General features: G+C 34.4%; 26 protein-coding genes and 1 tRNA gene. 9 read left to right on the plus strand and 18 right to left on the minus strand.

Features of this window, described 5'->3' with window-relative positions:
* Window position 1 precedes the first annotated feature (1 nt).
* Together C0512_RS01745 and C0512_RS01750 are read right to left on the minus strand one after the other, a co-directional pair.
* A complete protein-coding gene (locus tag C0512_RS01745) occupies window positions 2-352 on the minus strand; it encodes a four helix bundle protein (RefSeq protein ID WP_290858408.1) in 351 nt (116 codons plus the stop codon).
* Window positions 353-371: 19 nt separating this feature from the next.
* Window positions 372-1460: a diphosphomevalonate decarboxylase gene (locus C0512_RS01750; RefSeq protein WP_290858409.1), complete on the minus strand. Its 1089-nt coding sequence runs from the start codon at window positions 1458-1460 to the stop codon at window positions 372-374.
* A gap of 87 nt (window positions 1461-1547) precedes the next feature.
* Here C0512_RS01750 and C0512_RS01755 point away from each other — a divergent pair, with 87 nt between their 5' ends.
* Window positions 1548-2024 carry a TspO/MBR family protein gene (locus C0512_RS01755; RefSeq protein ID WP_290858410.1) on the plus strand — a complete coding sequence of 159 codons (477 nt, stop codon included), beginning with the start codon at window positions 1548-1550 and terminating at the stop codon, window positions 2022-2024.
* A 10-nt stretch (window positions 2025-2034) separates the two neighbouring features.
* Here C0512_RS01755 and C0512_RS01760 read toward each other — a convergent pair whose 3' ends face one another.
* The 7 genes from C0512_RS01760 to C0512_RS01790 all read right to left on the minus strand — a co-directional run bounded on the left by C0512_RS01760 (window position 2035) and on the right by C0512_RS01790 (window position 10196).
* Window positions 2035-2610: a pseudouridine synthase gene (locus C0512_RS01760; protein ID WP_290858411.1), complete on the minus strand. Its 576-nt coding sequence runs from the start codon at window positions 2608-2610 to the stop codon at window positions 2035-2037.
* A 260-nt stretch (window positions 2611-2870) separates the two neighbouring features.
* Window positions 2871-2944 (minus strand) — tRNA-Asp (locus tag C0512_RS01765).
* Window positions 2945-3030: 86 nt separating this feature from the next.
* Window positions 3031-3957 (minus strand): DUF58 domain-containing protein, encoded by a 927-nt coding sequence (locus C0512_RS01770; protein WP_290858412.1) that lies wholly within the window; start codon window positions 3955-3957, stop codon window positions 3031-3033.
* Between the two features lie 112 nt (window positions 3958-4069).
* On the minus strand, window positions 4070-4387 hold the full coding sequence (trxA, locus tag C0512_RS01775) for a thioredoxin (protein ID WP_008255944.1): 318 nt from the start codon (window positions 4385-4387) through the stop codon (window positions 4070-4072).
* 122 nt (window positions 4388-4509) lie between these two features.
* On the minus strand, window positions 4510-9024 hold the full coding sequence (dnaE, locus tag C0512_RS01780) for a DNA polymerase III subunit alpha (protein WP_290858414.1): 4515 nt from the start codon (window positions 9022-9024) through the stop codon (window positions 4510-4512).
* A 160-nt stretch (window positions 9025-9184) separates the two neighbouring features.
* Window positions 9185-9565, minus strand: a complete 381-nt coding sequence (locus C0512_RS01785; protein WP_290858415.1) for an RNA-binding protein — start codon at window positions 9563-9565, stop codon at window positions 9185-9187.
* Window positions 9566-9713: 148 nt separating this feature from the next.
* Window positions 9714-10196: a DUF6252 family protein gene (locus tag C0512_RS01790; protein WP_290858416.1), complete on the minus strand. Its 483-nt coding sequence runs from the start codon at window positions 10194-10196 to the stop codon at window positions 9714-9716.
* A gap of 209 nt (window positions 10197-10405) precedes the next feature.
* Between C0512_RS01790 and C0512_RS01795 the strand changes: the two genes are divergently transcribed.
* The 5 genes from C0512_RS01795 to C0512_RS01815 all read left to right on the plus strand — a co-directional run bounded on the left by C0512_RS01795 (window position 10406) and on the right by C0512_RS01815 (window position 14433).
* Window positions 10406-11002, plus strand: a complete 597-nt coding sequence (locus tag C0512_RS01795) for a 30S ribosomal protein S16 (protein ID WP_290858418.1) — start codon at window positions 10406-10408, stop codon at window positions 11000-11002.
* A gap of 12 nt (window positions 11003-11014) precedes the next feature.
* Entirely contained in the window at window positions 11015-11539 is a 525-nt protein-coding gene (rimM, locus tag C0512_RS01800; protein ID WP_290858420.1) for a ribosome maturation factor RimM, read from the plus strand.
* Window positions 11540-11646: 107 nt separating this feature from the next.
* Entirely contained in the window at window positions 11647-12360 is a 714-nt protein-coding gene (locus C0512_RS01805) for a methyltransferase (protein ID WP_290858421.1), read from the plus strand.
* A 92-nt stretch (window positions 12361-12452) separates the two neighbouring features.
* Window positions 12453-13631: an acyl-CoA dehydrogenase family protein gene (locus C0512_RS01810; protein ID WP_290858423.1), complete on the plus strand. Its 1179-nt coding sequence runs from the start codon at window positions 12453-12455 to the stop codon at window positions 13629-13631.
* Window positions 13632-13713: 82 nt separating this feature from the next.
* Entirely contained in the window at window positions 13714-14433 is a 720-nt protein-coding gene (locus C0512_RS01815; protein WP_290858424.1) for an SGNH/GDSL hydrolase family protein, read from the plus strand.
* Between the two features lie 3 nt (window positions 14434-14436).
* Here the strand turns inward: C0512_RS01815 and C0512_RS01820 are convergent, their stop codons facing one another.
* The 7 genes from C0512_RS01820 to trmB form a co-directional block, all read right to left on the minus strand.
* Window positions 14437-14769, minus strand: coding sequence for a 2Fe-2S iron-sulfur cluster-binding protein (locus tag C0512_RS01820; RefSeq protein ID WP_290858426.1), 333 nt, complete (start codon window positions 14767-14769; stop codon window positions 14437-14439).
* A 3-nt stretch (window positions 14770-14772) separates the two neighbouring features.
* On the minus strand, window positions 14773-15831 hold the full coding sequence (locus C0512_RS01825; RefSeq protein ID WP_290858428.1) for an NAD(P)/FAD-dependent oxidoreductase: 1059 nt from the start codon (window positions 15829-15831) through the stop codon (window positions 14773-14775).
* 110 nt (window positions 15832-15941) lie between these two features.
* Window positions 15942-16181, minus strand: coding sequence for a NifU family protein (locus C0512_RS01830; RefSeq protein ID WP_290858430.1), 240 nt, complete (start codon window positions 16179-16181; stop codon window positions 15942-15944).
* A complete protein-coding gene (locus C0512_RS01835; RefSeq protein WP_290858431.1) occupies window positions 16181-17338 on the minus strand; it encodes an Mrp/NBP35 family ATP-binding protein in 1158 nt (385 codons plus the stop codon). Before C0512_RS01835 ends, C0512_RS01830 begins: the two co-directional genes overlap by 1 nt.
* A 167-nt stretch (window positions 17339-17505) precedes the next feature.
* Window positions 17506-17832 (minus strand): MGMT family protein, encoded by a 327-nt coding sequence (locus C0512_RS01840; RefSeq protein ID WP_290858459.1) that lies wholly within the window; start codon window positions 17830-17832, stop codon window positions 17506-17508.
* A 9-nt stretch (window positions 17833-17841) separates the two neighbouring features.
* Entirely contained in the window at window positions 17842-18477 is a 636-nt protein-coding gene (locus C0512_RS01845) for a LysE family transporter (protein WP_290858432.1), read from the minus strand.
* Window positions 18478-18498: 21 nt separating this feature from the next.
* Window positions 18499-19173 carry a tRNA (guanosine(46)-N7)-methyltransferase TrmB gene (gene trmB, locus C0512_RS01850; RefSeq protein WP_290858434.1) on the minus strand — a complete coding sequence of 225 codons (675 nt, stop codon included), beginning with the start codon at window positions 19171-19173 and terminating at the stop codon, window positions 18499-18501.
* An 86-nt stretch (window positions 19174-19259) separates the two neighbouring features.
* Here trmB and C0512_RS01855 point away from each other — a divergent pair, with 86 nt between their 5' ends.
* Window positions 19260-20324 (plus strand): glycosyltransferase, encoded by a 1065-nt coding sequence (locus C0512_RS01855; RefSeq protein ID WP_290858435.1) that lies wholly within the window; start codon window positions 19260-19262, stop codon window positions 20322-20324.
* Here the strand turns inward: C0512_RS01855 and C0512_RS01860 are convergent.
* Both C0512_RS01860 and C0512_RS01865 read right to left on the minus strand, forming a co-directional pair.
* Entirely contained in the window at window positions 20298-21341 is a 1044-nt protein-coding gene (locus tag C0512_RS01860) for an ATP-binding protein (protein ID WP_290858436.1), read from the minus strand. The two genes, C0512_RS01855 and C0512_RS01860, sit on opposite strands and share 27 nt — an antisense overlap.
* 69 nt (window positions 21342-21410) lie before the next feature.
* Entirely contained in the window at window positions 21411-22094 is a 684-nt protein-coding gene (locus C0512_RS01865; protein WP_290858437.1) for a response regulator transcription factor, read from the minus strand.
* 182 nt (window positions 22095-22276) lie between these two features.
* Between C0512_RS01865 and C0512_RS01870 the strand changes: the two genes are divergently transcribed.
* Together C0512_RS01870 and C0512_RS01875 are read left to right on the plus strand one after the other, a co-directional pair.
* A complete protein-coding gene (locus tag C0512_RS01870; protein WP_290858438.1) occupies window positions 22277-25081 on the plus strand; it encodes a TonB-dependent receptor in 2805 nt (934 codons plus the stop codon).
* Between the two features lie 33 nt (window positions 25082-25114).
* Entirely contained in the window at window positions 25115-26521 is a 1407-nt protein-coding gene (locus C0512_RS01875; RefSeq protein ID WP_290858439.1) for a hypothetical protein, read from the plus strand.
* The last annotated feature ends 21 nt before the right edge of the window (window positions 26522-26542 follow it).

Raw genomic sequence — 26542 nt, forward strand, 5'->3', positions numbered from 1 at the left:
ATTATTTTGACTTAGAAGTATTTATGATACTGATCAGTAATTTTAAAATTTCAATATTTTTAGCTTTAATATTAAGAAACTCTATTTCATTTAAAAACTTTGTTTCATATAACAAATCTAACCAATATTCTGTTTCATTAGCTTCTTTCAAAGAAATTGATAACTTGTGTACAAAATCTGCTTTACTTTCAGCTTGTTCTGCTTCTCTCACATTTGCACCAATAGATGTTCCAGAACGAAGTAGCTGTCTCGACAAAACAAATTCTCTTTTCTCAACTAAAACCTTATAAAGGTAAACTATTTCTACCGCGAATTCAAAAGATTTTTCTTTAATTACATTTTTCTTTTCCATTTTTAATAATTGTCAATTGTTAATTGTCAATTATCAATTGAGTTCCAATGCCAATTTCGTCGCAAATATACTGCTCGTTTTGACAATGTACAACTAATTCATTCTTAATAAATTGCAAAATTTCTTCGCGAACGTTTTCGGGATATAAAACATGTACGTTTGCTCCGGCATCCAATGTAAAACAAACCGGAATACTTGTTAACTCTCTAAATTTCCAAATTTTATTGATGATTTCCAATGTATTGGGCTTCATTAAAATAAAATAAGGTATTGAAGTCATCATCATCGCATGTAGTGTTAATGCTTCACTTTCTACTAATTTTACAAATTCATGTATATCACCGCTGTTTAAAATATCTTTAATTTTTGACAAATTCTGATGTGCTTGTTCAAACCTTTTTTCAGCGAATGGATGATTATTCATCAAATCATGTCCAACTGTACTTGAAACTTGCTTTTCGCCTTTATCTACCAATAAAATAGTGTCTTGATAATTTTCAAAATTAGAATGAAGTTCAGCAAATTCAATACCAAACAAATCTGAACTGTTTTCGGTTTCCTCATGATTTCCCCAAATAACAACTTTACCTTTTACACTTCGACAGGCACTTCCGGAACCTAATCGAGCTAAAAATGAAGCTTTTCGATTAAAATATTCAGCTGTCATTTGCGGATTTAACTGTTTTTCTAAACTCATAAAATTGACTGCCAATGCTGCCATTCCGGAAGCTGAAGAAGCAATTCCAGAACTGTGCGGGAATGTGTTTTGAGTGTCAATCGTAAAATGATAATCTTTTAAAAAAGGCAAATAAACTTCCACTCGTTCCAAAAAAATTTGAATTTTAGGTCGGAATGATTCCTTTGGTTTTCCATCAAATAACAAATCAAAAGAAAAATTAGGACTTCTTTCAATTTTAGAAAAAGTCAGTTTTGTTATTGTTTTACAATTTTTCAATGTAAAACTAATGGATGGATTAGCAGGAATTTGATTTTCCATTTTCCCCCAATATTTTACCAAAGCAATGTTGCTGGGAGCCGACCATTGAAAACTTCCCTTTTCGACTGTTTGTGTATAGTTTTGAGGAATAAAATCTGAAGGAGATAACATGCCGTTTATTTTTGGGCAAAGATACATTTTTTGGTTTATTAGGTCTGTTTTTGAAGTCAGAATTGTTACTTTTGAATAAAAATAATCATGTCAAAATCAGTAAAAATTGCTATTGCCGTTGCCGTTTGTTTAGCGATTGGTTATGGTTCCGGATTAGCAACTCAATCTTCAATAACCACTTGGTTCCCCACCTTAAACAAACCTTTTTTCAATCCACCCAATTGGCTATTTGCACCGGTTTGGACAATTCTTTATGTGATGATGGGTGTGAGTGCAGGGTTGATTTGGAGCAAAATGGAAACAGTTCCGATTTTAGTCAAAAAAGCACTTTGGGTTTTTACCATCCAACTCATTTTGAATGCGTTGTGGAGTTTTTTATTTTTTGGAATGTGCAATCCATTTTTAGCTTTGATTGAAATCTTATTACTTTGGTTGATGATTGTAGAAACCATCAAAGTTTTTAAATCGATAGATGCTTTGGCAAGTAAATTATTGATCCCTTATTTCCTTTGGGTGAGTTTTGCTATGATTTTGAATGGTTGGATTTGGTGGTTGAATAGGTGATTTCTCACTTTTAAATTCTTTCTAAAAGGCTATCTAACTCCTTCACTTCTCCCGATTGCAAATTGTCTAAGTGTAAATTTCCGATTCGTACCCGAACCAAACGTAATGTTGGAAATCCAACAGCAGAAGTCATTTTTCGCACTTGTCTAAATTTACCTTCGTTAAGGGTGATGGAAACCCAAGAAGTTGGTCCGTGACGCTCGTCACGTATTTTTTGTGATCGCAATGGAAAATTTGGGTTGGCAATTAATTTTGCTTGACAAGGTTTAGTCTTGTATTTGGTTCCTTTAAAACCAATTAAGACTCCGAATTGAAGTTGTTCGACGGCTTCCTTTGTGATAATTCCATCGACTTGTGCATAGTATTCTTTTTCTACCTTTTTGCTTCTTACAACTTCACTCATCATACCGTCTGTAGTGAGAATGAGTAATCCCTCGGAATCTTCGTCTAAGCGACCGATAGCCATTGTTCCGGGTGGAAAATCATGTAATTCACCTAATAATTTTTTTGTTCTTTTTAGTTCATAAATAAATTGACTGAGGTAACCGTAAGGTTTATGAATTAAAAAATGATGGTGATTTTCCATGTTAATCAACAAATTCTTTATTAATATTGCTTTGTTGGATTGCTATCGCTAGAACCTTTTATCATTAGAATAATATACAAAGTAAAAACTACTATAAAGCAAAAAAGCTATCCCGAGAACGGGAAAGCTTTTCATTGGTCTAACTACTAAACCAGGACTTCCTTTTCGGTCGTCCTAAACAACACAACTATTTTCAATGCTTTTTTGGGCAAAAAAGCACTTTGTTTCCAAAGTGCTTTCATTTATTTTCCAAATTTTAGCGGTCTGGACGGGACTCGAACCCGCGACCCCATGCGTGACAGGCATGTATTCTAACCAACTGAACTACCAAACCTTCGCTTTATTGCGGTTGCAAATATACAACGGAATTCTATATCTGCAAACATTATTTTTACTTTTTTTAGCCACTTCATTTAGTGACTACCCAAACATTTGTTTTTCAACTAAATATGTCGTTAAAATTTTTTCGAAATTGGCTCCAACATTGACCGGAACGTATTTTATTTTATTTTGAGCACACGTCATCGCTACTTTTTTAAAGTACGATTCCACATTTTTTTCATACGTTTCTTTGATGTTTTCAGCAAATAAGTTAACTGATTCTCCGGTTTCCACATCAATAAACTTTCTTGGTGCATTATCAAAATCGAAATTGAGTTCTCTTTTTTCATCAATAACATGAAACAAAACCACTTTATGTTTGTCATGTTTCAAATGTTGTAAGGCATTAAACAATGCTGTTTCTTCACCCGCTTGAAACATATCGGTAAACAAAACAATCATCGAACGACGATGTAATTTTTCAGCAATCTGATGTAAAAAAGTAACTGTTTCTGTAGGTTTTGGCACTTTTTGATTTTCCAACAAGTCTTCTAATTTGTTCAAAACCATCCGATGATGGCGATCACTTCCCTTTTCGGGAGCATAATATTCATAGGTGTCCGAATAAACACTCAAACCCACTGCGTCACGTTGCTTTTTTAGCAAATTCATCAAAACAGCTGAAGCTAAAACCGAAAATCCAATTTTGCTTTCGTAAAATGGTTCCCCTTCTTTTAACTTCGGATAATGCATCGAAGAAGAATTGTCAATAATCAAATGGCAACGCAGATTGGTCTCCTCCTCGTATCTTTTGGTATACAATCGATCGGTTTTAGCAAACAATTTCCAATCAATATATTTCGTGCTTTCGCCTTGATTATAGACTTTATGTTCTGCAAATTCAGCCGAAAAACCATGAAATGGTGATTTATGCATACCGGAAATAAAACCTTCTACAACTTGATTGGCAAGTAGTTCAAGGTGTTTAAAACCTGAGATTATTTCTTTTTGATCTTCTATCTTCATAGCTCAAAGATAATTTGAAAATTTGAAAATGATTCTATTTGAAAATTAATTTAACAAACAAAAAAGGCCTGATTTACACCAGACCTTTTTTTCATATTTATTTTTTTAATTATTACAACAAAGCATCAATTGCATCTGTATACGTTTTTTTAGGTGCAACCCCTACTTGACGACCAACTACTTCTCCATTTTGGAAAATTAACACGGTTGGAATGTTTCTAACACCGTATTTTGCAGCAAATTCTTGGTTTGCATCTACATCTACTTTTCCCACTACTGCTTTACCTTCATATTCCCCGTGAATTTCGTCGATAACCGGGCCAACCATTCTACAAGGTCCACACCAAGCTGCCCAAAAATCTACTACTACCGGTTTGTCTGATTTTAAAACTACTTCATCAAAAGTAGCATCTGTTATTGCTAATGCCATTTTTTATATTTTTTTAGATTAACGTTCTTGTTTTTTAACTCTGCAAATTTAAAAATTTAAAACTTAATAAGATGTTAATTGAAAATTAGTTTTGATTATGAATGTATTTGTGGAATTGATACTTAATTTAATCGAAAATCAATTTGTTTTTTTTCTAATTCGGCTAACAGTTCATTACTAATTTGAACTTTCAATTTTCTGCTCGGCATAACTAATTGATTAACGACTTTAACATTCTCTTTTGGAGCTTCCATTTCAATTTCAATGTCTTCTAAATTTTCCATATCTAAATCCTCATCAACTGAAATTAAAACCGGTTTTATTTCGATTTCATTTTTCACTTTTTCTAATTCCATTATTTCAAAAGTGACCGTATTATCCCCTTTATAGGTTTTAAAAATATCATTTAATTCAGCTATTAAATTTTGATGAATCATCATAATATTCATCTGAATCGTGAGCTTTTTAGCAAATTGAGGCAACACATCCTGTAAATATTGAATCAATTGAAATTGAATTCTGGCATCCCCTTTTTTACCGGTTTCTTTATTGGCCCAACCTTCGCGAACCATTACTTTGATAAATGTAAAATTATTCTGAATGATAAAATGCCTGAATTTTAAATATTCTTCTCCGTAGATTCTAAATTCGTGGCTTTCATCATAACCCTCAAGTATAAAAGATGCCCAGCCTTTTCCATTTTGTGCCACACGATGTTGTACAGTTGTAATTATTCCCCCAAAAGAGAGGGTTTTATTAAGATGTTGTTCTAAATGTTTAAGATGGTCTAATTTAGAATTACAGAAATATTTCATTTCAAAACGAAAATCATCTAACGGATGTCCGGATATATAAATTCCGACTACTTCTTTTTCCTTGGCTAACTTTTCCATTGTATTCCATTCGACACAAGGAGGAACAACCGGTTCGGCAATTTGAACATCACTTGCTTCACCAAACAAGCTTACTTGAGCTGAATTTTCATTTTCCTGAAATTTTGCTCCATAACGAATGGCTTTTTCCAAAAAAGTGATATTGTCCCCATCATGATGAAAATACTGAGCACGATGCGTTGTTGTAAAACCATCAAAACCACCTGCTAAAGCTAGGTTTTCAAAGGCTTTTTTATTGGCGGCACGTAAATCAATCCGTTTAGCCAAATCAAAAATTGACTTATATTTTCCTTCTTTCAATCGGTTTTGAACGATAGTTTCTACGGCTCCGGCTCCAACTCCTTTGATGGCTCCCATCCCGAAACGAATCGCACCATTATCATTAACAGTGAATTTATAAAATGATTCGTTGACATCAGGACTTAATACTCGCAATCCCATTCGTTTACACTCTTCCATAAAAAACGAAACCTGTTTGATATCGTTCATGTTATTAGAAAGCACCGCCGCCATGTATTCCGCAGGATAATGAGCTTTAAGAAAAGCGGTTTGATAACCAATCCAAGCGTAGCAAGTGGAATGCGATTTATTGAAGGCATATTGAGCAAAAGCTTCCCAGTCTTTCCAGATTTTTTCTAATTTATCTGCGGCATGTCCGTTTGAAACGGCTTGGTCAACGAATTTGGATTTCATTTTATCCAATACATCTTTTTGCTTTTTACCCATCGCTTTTCGAAGTACGTCGGCATCCCCTTTAGAAAAACCGGCTAACTTTTGCGAAAGTAACATCACTTGCTCCTGATAGACCGTGATTCCATAAGTTTCTTTCAAAAATTCTTCGTTGGCTTCTAAATCATATTCAATCGCTTCTTCGCCATTTTTTCGTCGAACGAAAGAAGGAATGTATTCCAATGGTCCTGGACGATAAAGAGCATTCATCGCAATTAAATCGCCAAAAACGGTAGGCTTTAAATCACGAAGGTATTTTTGCATTCCAACCGATTCATATTGGAAAATTCCAACTGTTTCTCCACGTTGAAATAACTCATACGTTTTGACATCATCGATTGGAAAAGCATCCGGATCAAGTTCAATTCCGGTTCTGTATTTAACTAATTTAACTGTGTCTTTGATTAAGGTGAGGGTTTTCAAACCCAAGAAGTCCATTTTCAACAAACCGGCACTTTCCACTACTGAGTTGTCAAATTGAGTAACATACAATTCAGAATCTTTGGCAGTTGCAACGGGAACGAAATTGGTAATATCGCTTGGTGTTATAATCACACCACAAGCATGAATTCCGGTATTTCGAAGCGAACCTTCTAAAACTTTTGCTTGTTGAATGGTTTCTCCGGCTAATTCTCCTTCGTTGGCAATTGCAATTAATTCTTTAATATTATCAAACTCATCGGAACGAACGGCCTTTTTTACTTCTTCGATTGAATCGGATAAAAATCGAGCTAAACTCCATTTTCCCGGCATCATTCCCGGAATTAATTTGGCTAATTTATCGGCTTCAAAAAGTGGTAAATCCAACACACGAGCCGTATCTCTCAACGAGGATTTGGTCGCCATTTTACCATAAGTAATAATTTGAGCCACCTGATTAGACCCGTATTTATCAATCACATATTGCATTACACGTCCACGACCTTCATCATCAAAATCGATATCAATATCGGGCATGGAAACCCGATCTGGATTTAGGAAACGCTCAAAAAGCAAATCATATTCCAAAGGATCAATATTGGTAATCCATAAACAATAGGCTACCACTGAACCGGCAGCCGAACCACGTCCGGGTCCTACTGAAACATCCATTTCACGAGCGGCTCTAATAAAATCCTGAACAATCAAAAAGTAACCGGGATAGCCTGTGTTTTCGATGGTTTTTAATTCAAAATCCAATCGCTCTTCGATTTCAGGGGTAATAGTTCCGTAGCGTTTTTTTGCACCTTCATAGGTAAGATGTCTCAAATATAAATTTTCACCTCTTTTACCAGCATCCTCTTCGTCTTCTGCAACTAAAAAATCTTGTGGAATATCAAATTTTGGAAGTAAAACACCACGAGCCAAATCGAAAATTTCTATTTTATCGACAACTTCATTAATATTTAAAATGGCTTCCGGTAAATCAGCAAAGAGTTTTTTCATCTCGTCGCCCGACTTGAAATAATATTCCTGATTGGGCAAACCGTAGCGATAACCGCGACCTCTTCCTATCGGTGTGGCTTGTTTTTCACCATCACGAACACAAAGCAAAATATCGTGAGCATTAGCATTTTCTTTATCCACATAAAAAACATTGTTGGTAGCCACCGTTTTTACGTCATGCTTTTTGGCTAATGAAATCAACGAAGTATTCACTCGATTTTCATCTTCTTGGTTATGCCGCATGAGTTCGATGTAAAAATCATCACCAAATTCAGTTTTCCACCAAAGCAGGGCTTCTTCGGCTTGATTTTCACCGATATTCAATAATTTATTGGAAACTTCTCCGGCTAAACTTCCGGACAATACAATGATGTCTTCTTTATATTTTTGAATGACTTCTTTGTCAATTCGGGGTACATAATAAAAACCCTCTGTGAAACCAATGGAGGACATTTTGGCTAAATTGTGATACCCATTTTTATTCTTAGCCAACAAAACCACTTGGTAACCATTGTCTTTTCTGGTTTTATCTTTGTGATTTTCGCAGACAAAAAATTCGCAACCTAGAATCGGTTTGATAATGGTTTCGGTTGGATTTTCTCCGGCTTCAATGGCAGCTTTATTTTTAGCTTCAGCCGATTTATTATGGTATAAAACATCACGAACAAAATGAAAAGCTCCCATCATATTGCCGATATCGGTCATGGCAACAGCAGGCATTTTATTTTTTATGGCGGCTTTTACTAAATCGGCTACCGAAATAGTGGATTGCAATACTGAAAACTGTGAATGATTATGCAAATGCACAAAATCAACTTCAACTAATGCCTGTTGATTTTCAACCAAATCGGTTTTGGCAACTTCTTTGGGTTGTTCTTTTTGAAATTGTTTCCGAATGGCTTCGGAAGCTTCTTTCAAATTAATATGTTTTAATCCGATGAGTTGAATTTCTTTCGGATTTTGTTCATTAAAATTTTTGAAATAATCAATTGGAACATCAAGTTCTTCTTTGGTAAAAATTTCTCTTTTAATCAATTCCAAAAAACACCTGGTCGTTGCTTCCACGTCGGCAGTTGCATTGTGGGCTTCTGAAAAAGGAACGCCAAAAAGGTAATGATGCAATTCGGTTAAGGTTGGTAATTTGAATTTTCCGCCACGACCGCCGGGAAGTCTTAACAAAGAAGCCGTAACTTCGGTACACGTGTCTAAAACCGGCATAGAACTCATAGGAGAATCCATATTCATCCGATAGAATTCGCACCCCATAATGTTGACATCAAAACCAACATTTTGTCCAACAATAAATTTAGCTTTACTTAATGCAATATTGAATTTTTCAAGTACTTCATTTAAAGAAATTCCACCTTGCTGAGCCAATTCCGTTGAAATTCCATGAATTCTTTCGGCATCATAAGGAATATTAAATCCGTCCGGTTGCACTAGATAATCTTGATGTTCGACCAAATTTCCCATTTCGTCATGCAATTGCCAAGCAATTTGAATACACCGAGGCCAATTGTCGGTATCGGTAATAGGTGCATCCCAACGTTTGGGTAAGCCGGTGGTTTCGGTGTCGAAGATTAAATACATTTTTTGAAGCGAATTAGGCAAAAGGCAAGAGCCAAAAGCAGCAATTGGAATAGAAACAAAAATACATTTTTGAGAAATAGCAATCAATTTTAGTTATCAACAAAACAAAAAACCATTCTGATTGCTCAGAATGGTTTTGTAAATGTATAAAGAAAAAATACTAGTATCTTCCTCCGCCTCCGCCACCGCGACTGTTTCCACCACCGCTGTAGCCACCGCCACCACGACTGTTTCCACCACCACCGTAACCACCACCACCGCCTGAACGGTTGTTGTTAAAGCTTCTTCTTTCACCTTCCGGTTTTGGCTCAGACTTGTTTACTACAATTGCACGACCTTGAACGGTAGCACCGTTAAGTTCTTCAATAGCTTTTAATGCCTCATCATCGTTTGGCATTTCAACAAAACCAAATCCTTTACTTCTTCCAGTAAATTTATCAGTTACAACTTTTACAGAGTCAACTGCTCCGTAAGCCTCGAAAGACTCTCTTAAATCTGCTTCCTCAATACTGAATGGAAGACTTCCTACAAAAATGTTCATATCAAAAATATTATTTGACACAAAGGTAAGCGAATTAAATTCTAATCTACTATAAATGTGTCTTTTATTTTATTTTGGCTCTTTTAAAATTTAAAAGCCATCATGTTTTGAGCAAGATGGCTTTTAAATATGTTCTTAGTTAACGATTTTAATCAGTCAACCCAATGACCGGTATTTTATAAAAAACACCTTGATTAAAGTTAAGTATCTCACCTCCTAAAGGATTATTTTCATCATTTATGGCATTAAAACGAAATGTTCCGGACACAGTTCCTTTGTTAGAATCAAATTCTGTAATTTCAATTTGACCATCGCCTCCAATATCTTTACCGGTGTGATAAATTAATAATGTCCCGTCAATATCACTTTCAAAATTAGCATAGCGAGATGTACTGTTCCCTAAAACATATATACCTTTGTTTTTAGAAGAGGTATGCAAAATCATCTTTTGTTTTCTTCCAAAGCCTGTAATTGTTAATCCACCATTCTCATCTAATAAGGCTTCAGAATCTATTGCTCTCCAAAAAACATTATCTAATTTTCCTTGGATAGAAGGGTTATTTAGTACAACATCTTCTTCACAAGAAATAAAAAACAAGGCTAAAATTACTACTGAAATTATTTTTTTCATATTTATAAAAATATAATTTGAAACACTGATAAGTTAAAAAGACAAAAATAGTTTTTCTCTCCAATATTCTGCATTGTTTTTTGTTAAAAACATACGATTCAAGGTTTTTTACTATTTTTTTTCAGTATGATCTCTAATCCAAAAATATTTTATACATTTGCACCCTTAATTAACAGAGGTCGAGCACCTCAAAATTTAATCATACGATTATGCCAGTAAAAATTAGATTACAAAGACACGGTAAAAAAGGAAAACCTTTTTTCTGGATTGTGGCTGCTGATTCAAGAGCCAAAAGAGATGGTAAATTCTTAGACAAGATCGGAACTTACAATCCAAACACTAACCCAGCTACAATTGATTTAAACTTGGACAGTGCTGTTCAATGGTTACACAATGGAGCTCAACCAACCGATACAGCAAGAGCAATCCTTTCATACAAAGGTGCGTTATTGAAACATCATTTGGATGGTGGTGTTAGAAAAGGTGCGTTAACACAAGAACAAGCTGATGCAAAATTAGCGGCTTGGATTGATGAAAAAGCTAACAAAGTAACTTCTAAAAAAGAAGGTTTATCAAAAGCTGAAGCGAAAGCAAAAGCTGAAGCTTTAAAAGCTGAAAAAGTAGCGAATGAAAAAAGAGCTAATGCTGCTGCTGAGGCTGCAAAAGCTGCTGAAGTAACAGAAGAAATTGCCGAAGAAACAGTTGAAGAAGTTAGCGAAGTGGCTGCTGAATTAGCTACCGAAGAAACGCCTGCTGTAGAAGAAGCTCCTGCTGTTGAAGAAGCAAACGAAGAAAAAGAAGCTTAATACCTTGCGATAATGCGTAAAGAAGATTGTTTCTATCTTGGCAAAATCGCTAAAAAATTTAGTTTCAAAGGGGAAGTTTTAGTCTATTTAGATACTGACGAACCCGAATTATATGAAAATATGGAATCCGTTTTTGTTGAATTAAACAAAAATTTGGTTCCATTTTTTATTGAAAATAGTTCCCTACATAAAAATGACTTTCTGAGATGTAAATTTGAAGATGTAAATTCAGAGGCCGATGCCGATGAAATTATGGGCTGTGAACTTTATTTACCATTATCTTTTCTTCCTAAATTAGAGGGAAATCAATTTTATTACCACGAAGTAATTGGTTTTGAAGTAGAAGATCAACGGCTTGGAGTTGTAGGTAAAATTGTTTCTATTAATGACTCAACGGCTCAACCTCTTTTTGAAGTGTTGAATGGTAATGTTGAATTACTTATTCCCATGATAGACCATTTTTTGGTAAAAATAGATCGGGACAATAAAAAAGTGGTCATGAATTTACCGGAAGGTTTAGTGGAAATGTATCTTTAAACATAAATTTTTAAACCATAATAACAACTTTAAACCATTAAGAAATTAAGTAATTAAGGCCAAACTTAATGAAACTTAATTTCTTAATGGTTTAAAATTTTAAAAAAATGTCAATTTTTAATTTCAAAATGTTTGCTATTCAACAGGATCGATGTGCTATGAAAGTAGGCACCGATAGTGTGTTGTTGGGAGCTTGGTGTCCGATTGAAAATAATCCATTTTCTGTTTTGGATATTGGTGCTGGAACCGGAATCTTATCCTTAATGATTGCCCAACGAATTCATGCTGAACAAATTGATGCGTTAGAAATTGACGAAGATGCCTACGAACAATGTGTTGAAAATTTTGAAAACTCACCTTGGGGAGACCGATTATTTTGTTTTCATGCGGGACTGGATGAGTTTGTGGAGGAACCGGAAGATGAATATGATTTAATTCTTTCTAACCCTCCCTTTTATGCCGAAAATTATAAAAGTGAAAACGAGCAACGCGATTTAGCAAGGTTTCAGGACGCTTTACCCTTTGAAGATTTAATCGAAGCCGCCGATTTACTCTTATCAGAGAATGGAATTTTTGCAGTGATTATTCCACATAAAGAAGAAGAACGATTTATTGATTTATGTGCTCAAGCCGAGCTTTTTCCCATAAAAGTTACTCATGTAAAAGGCTCTCATAACACCCCAATTGTTCGAAGTTTATTGGCGTTCAAACGATTTGAACTTCCTGTTCTAAGTTCCGACGAATTAGTCGTTGAAATCAACAGACACGAATACACAAACGAATACATCGCTTTAACCAAGGATTTTTATTTAAAAATGTAAAATCACTTCGCTGCTTTTACATAAATTATAACAATCGTTCGTTGATTTGTTACATTTCTTTACTTACTTTTGCTTCACTTAAAACGATACTGATGAAACCAGATTTATTTCAAGCTCCCGATTATTATTTGTTAGATGATTTACTGACAGAAGAACATAAATTAGTTCGTGATTCTGCCCGTGCCTGGGTGAAAAGAGAAGTCTCTCCTATTATAGAAGACTACGCTCAGCGAGCTGAATTTCCAACACAAATCATAAAAGGTTTGGGAGAAATTGGTGGATTTGGCCCTTATATTCCGGAAGAATATGGCGGAGCCGGTTTAGACCAAATTTCCTATGGCTTGATTATGCAGGAAATTGAAAGAGGTGATTCCGGGGTTCGTTCCACTTCATCAGTACAATCTTCCTTAGTAATGTATCCCATTTGGAAATACGGAAACGAAGAACAACGCATGAAATATTTACCCAAATTAGCAACCGGAGAAATGATGGGGTGTTTTGGGCTAACTGAACCCGATCACGGTTCAAACCCGGGTGGAATGACCACTAATTTTAAAGATAAAGGTGATCACTATTTATTAAACGGAGCAAAAATGTGGATTTCCAATGCTCCTTTTGCAGATATTGCCGTAGTTTGGGCAAAAAATGAAGAAGGCAGAATCCACGGATTAATTGTGGAACGAGGCATGGACGGTTTTACAACTCCGGAAACGCATAATAAATGGTCACTTCGTGCATCAGCTACTGGTGAATTAATTTTTGACAACGTAAGAGTGCCTAAAGAAAATTTATTACCTAACAAATCAGGTTTAGGAGCTCCGCTAGGTTGTTTAGACTCAGCTCGCTACGGAATTGCTTGGGGAGCAATAGGGGCTGCAATGGATTGTTATGATACCGCTTTGCGTTATGCAAAAGAGCGAATTCAATTTGACAAACCTATTGGAGCTACGCAATTGCAACAAAAGAAATTAGCCGAAATGATTACTGAAATTACCAAAGCTCAGTTATTAACATGGCGACTGGGAGTTTTGAGAAATGAAGGAAGAGCTACAACGGCTCAGATTTCCATGGCAAAACGTAATAATGTTGACATGGCTATTCATATTGCACGGGAAGCACGTCAAATTCTTGGCGGAATGGGAATTACAGGGGAATATTCTATTATGCGACACATGATGAATTTAGAATCTGTTATTACCTATGAAGGTACTCACGATATTCACTTGTTGATTACCGGAGCAGATATTACCGGAATGCAAGCCTTTAAATAAGTGAACAATCCTTAAAAAATACACAAAAGCTTCTCTACTAAGGGAAGCTTTTCTATTTTTGATTAATTTAATATAAACAAGGATGAAGCGTATAATCAAACTTTTATTGTTTAGTATTTTTGTTTTTATCGGATGTTCAAATGATGATGATAAGAACAATTTTTATACTTCCACAAATCCAAAACCGAAGAACATTAAGTACTTAGCATTAGGAGATAGTTATACAATTGGAGAAAGTGTTTGCCAATCCTGTCGTTTTCCGGAACAATTGAAAGATAGTTTAATAAATTACTTTTCTGCGTCGGATAATGTTGCCGTCAAAGTTATTGCTCAAACCGGTTGGACAACTTCGAATTTAAAAACCGCCATTTCGAATGAAAATTTAAGTCCGGAATATGATTTAGTTACCTTATTAATTGGTGTCAATAACCAATACCAAAACAAACCTTTTAGTTTATATGAAACTGAATTTCCGGAATTACTTCAAACTGCTATTGTTTTAGCGAAAGGAAATTTGAATCGCGTGATTGTTGTTTCCATTCCTGATTATGCCTATACTCCTTTTGGACAAAGCAGTTCAAACCCGGGAAACATTTCTAATCAATTAGATCAATACAATCTTTTTGCTAAAAATCACGCGGAATCTTTGGGAATAAGTTTTGTGAACATTACGGATATTACTCGTCAAGGATTAATTAATCCTGTTTTAGTTGCTCAAGATAATTTACATCCATCTAAATTGGCATATTCTAAATTTGTAGAAAGAATTTTACCGTTAGCAAGAAATAAACTAGGGATTTAATTTTTATTGTTTCGGAGCCAATTGCACCTCTAAACCATCAATTTCCGGTTTAATCTGTATCTGGCAACCAAGCCGACTATTTTCTTTGACATGGTAAGCTTCCCATAACATGGCCTCCTCATCGGGTGATTTTTCAGGTAGTGGAACGTCATTTAACACATAACATTGACAAGAAGCACACATGGCCATTCCGCCACAAACCCCAACAGTTCCTTCTTCGGCTAATTCATACATTCGAATCAGTTCCATGACATTCATATTCATGTCGGTAGGAGCTTGAACTTCGTGCATTACACCTTTGCGGTCTGTAATTTTAATAGTAATATCGGGTGACATTTTTTAATCAATAGATTTTACAATTGCTTTTTCAGCCTCTTTTCTTGTTCCGTCAAATCCATCTACACCGGAGACAGTGGTGTATTTCAATACATATTTTTTCCCTGGATTGATTCTTTGGTAAACACTTTGACACATCAGTGTAGCCTCATGAAAACCACATAAAATCAATTTCAATTTTCCCGGATAAATGTTTACGTCACCAATGGCATAAATCCCTTCAATATTTGTTTGGTAATCTAAGGCATTGTCTACTTTTATTGCATTTTTTTCAATTTCTAATCCCCAATTTGCAATCGCACCAAGTTTTGGTGTTAACCCGAATAAGGGAATAAAATAATCCGTTGCAACATTCATGCGGGCACCATTGATTTCAATATCTACAGATTCAATACGTTCAGTCCCTTTAAATCCGATGACTTCAGCAGGAGTAATTAATTTAATTTTTCCTGCATTTTTTAGTTCCTGTACTTTCTCAACTGAATCTAATGCTCCACGAAATTCATTTCTTCGGTGAACCAATGTTACTTCTGATGCTAGGTCTGAAAGAAAGATACTCCAATCTAATGCAGAATCTCCACCCCCGGAAATCACAATCTTTTTCCCGCGGTATTTTTCAGGATCCTTCACAAAATAATCAACTCCACGATCGTTCTGTTCATAAAACTCGATATCTTTTAATAGCGGTTTTCTGGGTTCAAATGTTCCTAACCCGCCTGCGATTGCGATTGCTTTTGCTTGATGTTTTGTTCCTTTATTGGTAGTTACAATAAAACTTCCATCATCTAATTTATCGATGGTTTCAGCCGTTTCTCCTAAGGTAAATCCAGGTTGAAACTGTTTGATTTGTTCCATTAAATTGGTCACCAAATCACCGGCTAAAACTTCCGGATATCCAGGAATATCATAGATAGGTTTTTTTGGATATAATTCTGCTAATTGTCCACCTGGTTGAGGAAGTGCATCAATTAAATGACATTTCAATTTTAATAAGCCTGCTTCAAATACGGCAAAAAGCCCTGTCGGGCCTGCTCCAATAATAAGGATATCGGTTTGTATCATTCTTTTTTAAGTTCTGAGTTTTTTGTGGGACGAAATTAAACTTGTTTATAATTTAAAAACATGACTTATATCAGTTTCATAAAATAACACATGAGTTCTGATTTCAAACTTTAAGCGATGTTTTCAACTGTTTCAATTTGAGGTACATATTTCTTGATAGTAGTCTCCACACCCGCCTTTAAAGTCATTTGATTCACACTACATCCCACACACGCTCCTTCCAAACGCACCCTTACATGTTTACTGTCTAAAACGTCAACTAATGAGATATTTCCCCCATCAGATAACAAAAACGGACGAATTTCATCTAAAGCCTTTTCAATGCCTAATCTAATTTCTTCTGTAGTCATTATTTTTTATTTACGGCTGAACAACCAGCCATTGTCGTTATTTTAATCGCTTCACTTGGAGGTAAATTTTCATTTCGATTTACTACTTCCTGAACAATATTTCTGGCAATAGTTTCAAATGCTGTTTCAAGAGGCGTTGCCGTTTGTAAAGCGACAGGTCGACCATAATCGCCCGCTTCACGAATACTTTGAACTAAAGGAATCTCACCCAATAAAGGCACTTTTAAATCTTCTGCTAAATTTCTTGCTCCTTCTTTTCCAAAAATATAATATTTATTATTTGGTAATTCTTCCGGCGTAAAATAAGCCATATTTTCAATAATTCCCAAAACAGGAACATTGATTGCTTCTGACATAAACATCGAAACACCTTTTTTAGCATCTGCTAAAGCAACAGCTTGAGGCGTACTTACGACTACTGCCCCCGTAATTGGTAACGATTGCATGATTGAAAGTTGAATGTCTCCGGTTCCGGGAGGCAAATCGATTAACATAAAATCCAGTTGACCCCAATCAGCATCAAAAATCATTTGATTTAATGCTTTTGCAGCCATTGGCCCACGCCAAATAACCGCTTGATCCGGTTTAGTAAAAAATCCGATAGATAGAATTTTTACTTCATAGCTTTCAACCGGCTTCATTTTTGATTTCCCATCTACTTCTACCGATAAGGGTTTTGCATTTTCAACATCAAACATAATTGGCATTGAAGGCCCATAAATATCAGCATCTAAAACACCAACACTAAAACCCATTTTAGCCAATGAAACTGCTAAATTAGCAGTAACTGTAGATTTTCCAACACCTCCTTTTCCGGAGGCAATAGCAACAATATTACTAATTCCCGGAATTTGTTTTCCTTTGATTAAATTTGCTTGTTCAGTAGAATTAGACTCTGTTTTTTGAACATTTTCTACCTTGATATTTACTTTTACTTTAGCTTTCTCGTAGACCAACTCATGAATAGTTTTGATGATGTCAACTTCTGCTCTTTTTTTGATATGCAAAGCTGGTGTGGACAAAAGTAAATCTACAATAACTTCATCGCCAAAAGTTAATACATTTTGAATGGCTCCACTTTCGACCATGTTTTTTCCTTCACCGGCAACCGAGATAGTTTCTAGGGCTTTTAGTATTTCTTTTCTATCGAGTTTCATCTTATTTATGTTGTTTTTAAAGGAATAATAATTGCCTTTATTTAAACTTATTACAGATTGCAAAGATAATACGAAAAGTATAGAAACAGTAGTTAAAGAATTGAAAATGTTTATGGCGGGATAAGGAAATAGCGACGAGTAAAAGACTAAGAAATTAGGAATAATTGCTAATTGGAAATTTCCGGTTCCCAAAAAACCTTTTCAAAATCAATTATCTGATTATCAATTACTTCAATTCCTTCGTTTTCTAATAATTGCTGCATTAAATTAGTACCACTAAAATGATGTTTTCCTGAAAGTAATCCTTTTCGATTGACTACTCTGTGAGCCGGAACATCTTCTAATTGATGTGAAGCATTCATGGCCCAACCTACCATTCGAGCTGAACGGGCAGTGCCCAACGCTTTAGCAATTGCTCCATATGAAGTTACACGACCATAAGGAATTTGGCGAACGATGAAGTAGACTCTTTCGAAGAAATTTTCCTCCATAATGGTTATTTTCTAATCTTTAAAAAATAGTTTAAAAAGTGAAATCAACGCAACTAAACCCGTGATGGAACCAATAACATAATTAATGTTTTTTGACAAAAAAGAATTGCTTCGATCCTTTTTTTTAAAAAATGAAATATACCCTAAAAAAATTAAAAAAGCGGCAACAGCTGTACCGGTTGAAAAAGCATAAATAAAATAATTGTCAAAATAAAAATAATGATACGTTGCCAACGTAATGCTTATAAAAACATAATAAGGAATGGGAAACAAATTAAGAGATGACAGTAAAACTCCCATAAAAAAACGACTGGATTTACTTCGCATTTTAATTTCATCTTTTTTTATTTTGAGCTTATTTTTTTTTCCACTCCAAAAGAAATAAAAAGTGAGGCCTGTAAAAATCACAAATCCTATTTCTTGTAAAAGAGCACCAATATCAGCTCTACCGTCTATAAATCTTGCAAATAAAACGGCTATTAATGTTTGAAAAAACACAATCACTGAAGCTCCTAATGCAAACCAAACTGCTCTGTTTTTGCCATCTCGCATACCCACTTTTGCCGCTGTCATATTGAGCAAACCGGGCAAAGTTGTTCCTAAAGCCGCAGAGGAAAGTCCGAGTAAAATTGGTAAGGTTATATTCATTGAACAGAATATGTATTAAAGTTATTTTATCCTAAATTGAATATAGGTAATTGCCTTATTTATTTCTAAATATTGTTTTTCATAAAAAGTTTGAATAGCCGTTACCACTTCCGGAGCTCCTTCATTTTTATAAACATTATGATTGGCATAAATCACCTCATGCCCTTCGCCATGAAGCAATCCTAGTGTATAACCATGCATAAATTCACTATCTGTTTTCAAATGCACTAACCCATCCTTTTTTAATACTTTTTTATACCGTTGCAAAAATTCAGTATTAGTCATTCTATGTTTCGTTCTTTTATATTTGATTTGTGGATCAGGAAAAGTAATCCAAATCTCATCCACTTCATTTTCAGCAAAACAAAATTCTACTAATTCAATTTGAGTACGAAGAAACCCAACGTTATGCATTCCATTTTCAACAGCTGTTTTAGCACCTCGCCAAAATCGGGCTCCTTTAATATCAATTCCAATAAAATTTTTATCCGGATAACGTTCAGCTAATCCCACTGAGTATTCCCCTTTTCCACACCCTAATTCCAAAACAATTGGTTTTTCATTCTTAAAAAAATCATTATTCCAATTGCCTTTCCATTTAAAGTCACCGGAAACTACTTCTTCTCGAGTAGGTTCTATAACATTTTGAAAAGATTCATTTTCCTTGAAACGCTTTAATTTATTCTTACTTCCCACGTAATTTAATTTTTTGGTAAAATTAGGGAAATATACTCAATCAAAAATAGTAGTACTTTTACATTTATTAAATGAGTTATTAAGACTTGAAAACAACCCACCCAAAAATTCTTGTTGCTCCCTTAAATTGGGGCCTAGGGCATGCTACTAGATGCATCCCAATTATTGAAGCTTTAATAGAACAAGGCTATGACCCAATTATTGCTTCTGATGGTGTTGCTTTGCACATTTTACAAAAAGAATTTCCTCAACTTACTTTTCTTGAACTGCCTTCTTATCAAATTGAATATGCTAAAAAAGGTGCTTTTTTTAAGTGGAAATTGATTAAAAACAGTCCAAAAATGATGGAAGCCATTTATCAAGAGCGAAAACTTGTCAAAAAATGGGTAAAAGAATACGGGATTTCGGGAATCATTTCTGATAATCGGTTAGGGATTTATTCCAAAAAAGTTCCTTCCGTTTTCATCACCCATCAATTAAATGTATTAACGGGAAACACGAGTTGGATTACGAGTAAATTACATCAGTATATTATTAAAAAATATAATGAATGTTGGGTTCCTGATGCAGCAGAAATTCCAAATTTGACAGGAAAACTAGGTCATTTAGAAAACCCTCATTTTAAAATAAACTACATTGGTCCGTTAAGTCGATTTACAAAAAAAGAGTTGCCTAAAAAATATGATTTACTGATTATACTTTCAGGGCCCGAACCACAACGTTCAATATTAGAATTGCATTTAAGAGAAGAAATAAAACGATACAAAGGAAAAGTAGTTTTTGTTAGAGGTGTGATTGAACCGGAACAAAAATCAGAACAAATAGAGCATGTTACTTTTTATAATTTTATGACTTCCGTTGAGTTGGAACATACTTTCAATGAAAGTGAAATTGTTCTTTGCCGTTCAGGATACACTACGGTAATGGATTTGGCAAAATTAGGGAAAAAAGCCTTTTTTATTCCAACACCCGGTCAATTTGAACAAGAATATTTAGCCAAAAAATACAAAAAAGAAGGTATTGTACCCTATGCTAAACAAGAAAAATTTGTAATTGAAAATTTATTCGAAATAGATTTGTACAGAGGATTAAATACTTTCAAATATGATTTAGATTGGAAAAAATTATTTCTGCTTTTCGAGCGTGAATGAAAACTCCGAACCGACTCCGAATTGACTTTCTACATAAATTTTTTCATTATGCCCTTCAATAATATGCTTAACAATTGCTAAGCCTAAACCTGAACCACCTTCAGAACGTGCACCACTTTTATCTACTCTGTAAAAACGTTCAAACAAACGAGGAATATGTTGTTTTTGAATTCCTTCGCCATTGTCTGTAATCCGAATAATTACTTTATTATTTATTAAATTTTCAATACTTACTTCTGTTGTACCGCCTTCCTTTCCATACTTGATAGAATTCATTACTAAATTAGTAACTACTTGTTGGATTTTTTCCTGATCGGCTCGAACGTAAATCGGTTTACTGTAATTAGTATCAAAGGTTAAAGTAATTTTCTTTTTGGAAGCACGCATTTCCAACAAATCAAAAACATTTTTAATTGTTTCTACGATATCAAAAATGGAATAATCTAAATTTAAATCACCGGTTTCGAGTTTGGTAATCATATCTAAATCTTTGACGATATAAATTAACCGCTCTACTCCTTTTTCGGCTCTTTCAAGGTATTTTTTTCGTAGAACTTTATCATTTGCAGCACCATCTAATAAAGTAGAAATATATCCTTGAACGGTAAAAAGGGGGGTTTTCAGCTCATGAGAAACGTTTCCTAAAAATTCTCTCCGGTATTCTTCACGAACTTTTAAGGTTTCAATTTCTAATTTTTTATCGGTGGCGAATTTTTTGACTTCTTTGGTCAAGGTTGCCATATCTGTTGTGATGGGTTGACTTCTGAAAGTGGTAGAATCCAACAAAGAAACATCATCATATATTTTTTTTACCCGACGATAAATGAAGCGTTCTACACGATATTGTACAACAAAAAAAGAGAAAAGATAGATGGAAATTGTAAATACAGTAATCAAAACATAATTCACCTGATTGAAGTAATACAACAATAAGGTTAAAAAAACCATTGAAAAAAAAGTAATGTAAAAAGCAGATTTAACTGCAAATTTATAGGTCTTTTTAAAACTAATAGCCATTGAAAAAAGTTTGTTTTTGCATACTCAGTTCAAAAGTAAACTATTCTCAATGCAAAGTCAAATAAAGAATTAAATTTCAAACTTATATCCTACTCCTTTGATTGTTTTAAAAAGTTCATCACCAATTTTTTCACGTAACTTTCGAATGTGAACATCGATTGTTCTGCCTCCTACAATTACTTCATTGCCCCAAACTTTATCAAGAATTTCTTCCCGTTTAAATACTTTTCCGGGTTTAGAGGCTAATAGATAAAACAATTCAAACTCTTTTCTTGGTAAAACAATTTCTTTTCCGTCTTGAATAATTTTATATTCTTCTCTATTAACTTCAATGTTTCCAACGGTTAGTATATCCCCTTTTGGATCTTCTTCTTTTAAACGTCTCAGCAATGCTTTTACTTTGCTCACCAATACTTTTGGTTTAATTGGTTTAGCAATATAATCATCAGCTCCGGCTTCAAATCCGGCAACTTGAGAATAATCTTCACTTCTAGCCGTTAAAAAAGCAATAATAACATTACTCAATTCAGGAATTTTTCGGATGTTTTCACAAGCTTCCATACCATCCATTTCTGGCATCATGACATCCATTATAATAAGGTGAGGTAATTCTTTTTTAGCTTTTTGGATAGCTTCTTTACCATTTGTTGCTGTAACTATTTGGTATCCTTCCTGAGACAAGTTATACCCAACTATTTCGAGTATATCTTGTTCATCGTCAACTAATAAGATTTTTATTTCTTTTTTTTTCATTCCTTTTTTATTTGTGCTTTCGCGATGTAAAGATAAAGATAATACAAAATGAAAAACGTTCTTAACGGTAATTTAATGTGGTAACCTTTTCATAACATGAATGAAACACAATCATAATAAGTGAGTAACTCCAACTTTACAAGGTGTCCGTTTCTTTGCCTCAAATTTAATGAAACAAAATAATGAAAATTAGATTACTTATTATTACCCTATTTATCACCTTCTTTTCAACTGCCCAAAAAGGTACTGTTTCTGGTGTACTTACCGACAAAGATATGAATAATGAACCTTTACCTTTTGCAAATGCATTAATTAAAGGCACAAGTATAGGGACTACCACAGATGAAAAAGGGTTCTATTCTTTATCTGTTGAACCGGGGAATTATATTCTACAATTAAGCTTTTTAGGTTATCAAACTGTAGAAGTGCCTATCACCGTTAAAGCAGGACAAACTGTAACTGTTAACAAGGCTTTGACCTCGGGAGAAGGAGTAATGCTACAGGATGTTGTAGTGGTTACCTCGCGGAAAAAAAATACGGAAGCTGCAGTAATGATTGAAATAAAAGAAGCCAAACAAGTTGTTAGTGCGATTTCAGCCGAACAAATGTCAAAAGGAACCGATAGCAATGCTGCAGATGCTATTCAAAGAGTACCTGGAGTTACTATTGTTGATGGTAAATTTGTTATGATTAGAGGATTGAGCGAACGTTATAATAATGTATTAATCAATAATGCTGTTGCTCCAAGTACAGAAGTTGACAAAAGAACCTTTGCTTTTGATTTAATTCCTACCAAAGCAATGGATAAAATGGTAATCATTAAAACCGGCTCAGCAGATAAACCAGGTGATTTTTCAGGAGGTATTGTAAACATTACAACTTCAGAAAACATAACAGAATTCAATACGTTCAATGTTGGATTTGGATACAGAATGGATACTTCATTCGATACTTATTATCAGAGTGAGGGATCAAAAACTGACTTTTTAGGTTTTGACTATGAATTTAGAACTCTCCCTAGCACTTTTCCCTCAGCAAATTTGATAAACACTTATCCAGAAGTAGGAGTTACTGCTTCAAATACCAAATTGCAAAATAACTTCAACCCAAATAAAAGCACTGCTTTATTAGACAATAATTTCGGTTTTGCTTTCGGAAGAAGTAAAAAATTTGCTAACGGAATGAACTTACAATCGGTAAATATGTTTGGCTATTCAAATACATACCAAACTTATCAAAGACAATTTACACGCTATACGACCTTAAATGAAGGAGAAACCAGACCTCCTCAATGGTTAAATTATTTAGATGATTATAATCAGAATGAAGCAAGGGTAACCGTATTATCAAACTGGATTTTTAAACTAGACAACGACAATACCATCAAATTTAAAAATTTATTTAACCAAATTGGTGAAAATGAAACAATCATCAGAAATGGTAACAACTATTTACAAAGAGGTGAGGATTTGTTTAGAAACTACTTATTAGGTTACACGTCACGTTCTATCTATACCGGACAATTAGAAGGAATTCACCAATTAAACAGTACAAATGCAATTGATTGGGTAGCCGGCTATAATTACATGTATCAATCCGAACCGGATTTGAGAAGGTTCAGAACTATTAAAGATGTTGAAGATCCAAATTCGGTTTACGAAATGATTGATCCTGCTTCAACTAACTTGTTTGACACGGGTAGATATTTTGGTACATTAAGTGAGTACTCCGTAAACAATGGTGCAAATTATACGCACAACATCGAACGCATTAAAAACGATGAAGAATTAAACCCTATCAAATTAAAAACAGGTTATTACTTAGATTATAGAAAAAGAGCTTTTGATTCAAGATATGTTTCTTATTTCCTTCCGGATTATGGAATTGATCGAATCACTGAGTTAAAACAATTACCTCTAACAGATATTTTTAGTCCTGAATATGTTAACACCACCGATGGTTGGATTTTAAAAGAAGGAACTCGTTCAATTGACTCTTATGATGCTGATAATTTCCTAGCCGCAGGGTATATTTATGGTGAATTCCCCTTAAATAAATTTGATATTTCAGCTGGTGTTCGAGTAGAACACAATATATTATCGCTTCAAAGTAACACTGATTTAGGACCTATTGACATTGAAAATCCGGTAACTTCAATTTTACCTTCATTAAATGTTGGATACAATATCAGCGAAAGAGCTTTAGTAAGATTTGCTTATAGCAGAACCGTTAACCGTCCAGAATTTAGAGAAATTGCCCCTTTCTTGTTTTATGATTATGAAAATGAAGCAGCGAAAGTTGGTAATGCTGATTTAAAAACTGCTGAAATTGACAACTTGGATTTACGTTACGAATTTTACCCAAACAAAGGAGAAACAATGAGTTTGGGCGCATTTTATAAAAGATTTGACAATCCAATTGAGAATGTTACACAAATCACAACGGAACAACCCCAATTTAATTATGCCAATGCAGACAGTGCATACAATTATGGTATTGAACTTGAAATCAGAAAATCATTCAAAGAATTAACCAACAACCTTTATTTGGGAAGACTATCCGCTAACATTAATGCTTCCTATATTTTCTCTGAAGTAGATTTAGGAGGAGATGTTACTTCACAAGCACAAGTGCGTGCCTTACAAGGACAATCGCCCTATATCATCAATGTGGCTTTAGGTTATACTGATGAAACCGGTTTTTCTGCCAATGTGATTTATAACCGATTTGGGGATAGAATTTTTTCAGTTGGAGATATTAACTTTCCAACAATATATGAACTTTCCAGAAACAGTCTTGACTTAACATTTTCAAAAACTTTCAAAAAAACAACAATAAAATTGGGAATTCAAGATCTTTTAAATGCTAAATACCAATTTTATGAAGACTCAAATAGAGATGAAAAAATCAGTAAAGACATTGATAATGCTACCTCTGTATTTAAAAAAGGTACTCTTTTCTCTCTAAACTTAACTCATAACTTTTAAACAACTATAAATTATTATTTAAACAACCAACTTATGAAAAAAAATCTAATTTTAAGAGCTAGTATGTTCATGGCAGTTCTTGCCTTATCAATGACATCTTGTAGCAATGACGACAATCCAATTGTTGTAGATGTAACTCCCCCTGTTGAAGAACCTAATTTACCTGTTGAATTAGTGGGAGATTTAGCTACTCGTACACTTACAAAAGACAAAAAATACCTAATCAAAGGCCAAGTATTTGTTAGAACTGGTGTTGTATTAACAATTGAGCCGGGTACTATAATTTTTGGAGATAAAGCAACTAAAGGTACTTTGGTAATAGATAAAGGTGGTAAAATGATAGCCGAAGGAACTTCTGTTGAACCAATTGTATTTACTTCAGCTTTAGCACCAGGTACTCGTGACAGAGGCGATTGGGGTGGAATAGTAATATTAGGAAATGCACCGGTTAATCAACCTGACCCGGCAATTGAAGGTATTACTCCTGCGGTAATTTTTGGAGGAACAAACGATTCAGACAACTCCGGTATTTTAAAATATGTTCGCGTGGAATTCGCAGGTATCGAATTAACGCCAAACAATGAAACAAACTCAATCACTTTAGGTGGTGTAGGAAGTGGCACACAAATGGATTATTGTCAAGTTTCTTTTGGTGGTGATGACGGTTTTGAGTGGTTTGGCGGATCTGTAAGTTCAAAACACTTGGTTACTTTTGCAATGTGGGATGATTGTTTTGATGTTGATTACGGTTTCACAGGAAAAGTTCAATTTGGAGTTTCTGTTCGTTATGGTAGTTATGCCGATCAATCAGGTTCAAACACTTTTGAAACAGATAACGGTCCAAATGACAACTTAACTACGTTAATCACAACTGGTGTTTTCTCAAACATTACTGGTGTTGGTCCAAGAATTTCAAATACACAATCAATCAATGGTAACTACCAACATTCGCTTGATTTAAGAAGAAGAACTGCTTTATCAATTGCTAATTCAGTATTTGTTGGTTTCCCAAGAGGTTTACGTATGAACCAACAATCGGTTTATGACAATTACAGTTCTGGATTAGGTGTGGTAACAAATAACGTTATGGTAGCTCCAACAACAACATTCTCTGTTGGAACTGGTATGACTGCAACAGCAACAGATGTTCAAACTTGGTTTAATTCTTCTAACGAAACAATCACAAATACAGATTTACCTGCTGTATATTTAGAATTAGGTTTAAATACTAATATTTTCTTTGGAACAAACACTAGTACAGGTTATGCTTCAAACCCGGATTTTAGAGTTACTTCAGGTACTTTAACTTCAGGTGCGGCTTTTACAAATCCTAAATTAACTGACGCATTCTTTACTCAAACTGCTTATAGAGGAGCATTTGGATCAACAGATTGGACTGATGGTTGGGCTGAATTTAACCCGGTAACTAAAGTATACTAGTCATAAAAATTATTATATTTG

This window comes from Flavobacterium sp. (assembly GCF_013822155.1).
In the GTDB taxonomy this organism is placed as follows: Bacteria; Bacteroidota; Bacteroidia; order Flavobacteriales; family Flavobacteriaceae; genus Flavobacterium.

Coding starts and splice junctions, on each gene's coding strand:
- C0512_RS01745 (WP_290858408.1), bottom strand. CDS start 352: ATGGAAAAGAAAAATGTAATTAAAGAAAAATCTTTTGAATTCGCGGTA.
- C0512_RS01750 (WP_290858409.1), bottom strand. CDS start 1,460: ATGTTATCTCCTTCAGATTTTATTCCTCAAAACTATACACAAACAGTC.
- C0512_RS01755 (WP_290858410.1), top strand. CDS start 1,548: ATGTCAAAATCAGTAAAAATTGCTATTGCCGTTGCCGTTTGTTTAGCG.
- C0512_RS01760 (WP_290858411.1), bottom strand. CDS start 2,610: ATGGAAAATCACCATCATTTTTTAATTCATAAACCTTACGGTTACCTC.
- C0512_RS01770 (WP_290858412.1), bottom strand. CDS start 3,957: ATGAAGATAGAAGATCAAAAAGAAATAATCTCAGGTTTTAAACACCTT.
- trxA (WP_008255944.1), bottom strand. CDS start 4,387: ATGGCATTAGCAATAACAGATGCTACTTTTGATGAAGTAGTTTTAAAA.
- dnaE (WP_290858414.1), bottom strand. CDS start 9,024: ATGTATTTAATCTTCGACACCGAAACCACCGGCTTACCCAAACGTTGG.
- C0512_RS01785 (WP_290858415.1), bottom strand. CDS start 9,565: ATGAACATTTTTGTAGGAAGTCTTCCATTCAGTATTGAGGAAGCAGAT.
- C0512_RS01790 (WP_290858416.1), bottom strand. CDS start 10,196: ATGAAAAAAATAATTTCAGTAGTAATTTTAGCCTTGTTTTTTATTTCT.
- C0512_RS01795 (WP_290858418.1), top strand. CDS start 10,406: ATGCCAGTAAAAATTAGATTACAAAGACACGGTAAAAAAGGAAAACCT.
- rimM (WP_290858420.1), top strand. CDS start 11,015: ATGCGTAAAGAAGATTGTTTCTATCTTGGCAAAATCGCTAAAAAATTT.
- C0512_RS01805 (WP_290858421.1), top strand. CDS start 11,647: ATGTCAATTTTTAATTTCAAAATGTTTGCTATTCAACAGGATCGATGT.
- C0512_RS01810 (WP_290858423.1), top strand. CDS start 12,453: ATGAAACCAGATTTATTTCAAGCTCCCGATTATTATTTGTTAGATGAT.
- C0512_RS01815 (WP_290858424.1), top strand. CDS start 13,714: ATGAAGCGTATAATCAAACTTTTATTGTTTAGTATTTTTGTTTTTATC.
- C0512_RS01820 (WP_290858426.1), bottom strand. CDS start 14,769: ATGTCACCCGATATTACTATTAAAATTACAGACCGCAAAGGTGTAATG.
- C0512_RS01825 (WP_290858428.1), bottom strand. CDS start 15,831: ATGATACAAACCGATATCCTTATTATTGGAGCAGGCCCGACAGGGCTT.
- C0512_RS01830 (WP_290858430.1), bottom strand. CDS start 16,181: ATGACTACAGAAGAAATTAGATTAGGCATTGAAAAGGCTTTAGATGAA.
- C0512_RS01835 (WP_290858431.1), bottom strand. CDS start 17,338: ATGAAACTCGATAGAAAAGAAATACTAAAAGCCCTAGAAACTATCTCG.
- C0512_RS01845 (WP_290858432.1), bottom strand. CDS start 18,477: ATGAATATAACCTTACCAATTTTACTCGGACTTTCCTCTGCGGCTTTA.
- C0512_RS01860 (WP_290858436.1), bottom strand. CDS start 21,341: ATGGCTATTAGTTTTAAAAAGACCTATAAATTTGCAGTTAAATCTGCT.
- C0512_RS01865 (WP_290858437.1), bottom strand. CDS start 22,094: ATGAAAAAAAAAGAAATAAAAATCTTATTAGTTGACGATGAACAAGAT.
- C0512_RS01870 (WP_290858438.1), top strand. CDS start 22,277: ATGAAAATTAGATTACTTATTATTACCCTATTTATCACCTTCTTTTCA.
- C0512_RS01875 (WP_290858439.1), top strand. CDS start 25,115: ATGAAAAAAAATCTAATTTTAAGAGCTAGTATGTTCATGGCAGTTCTT.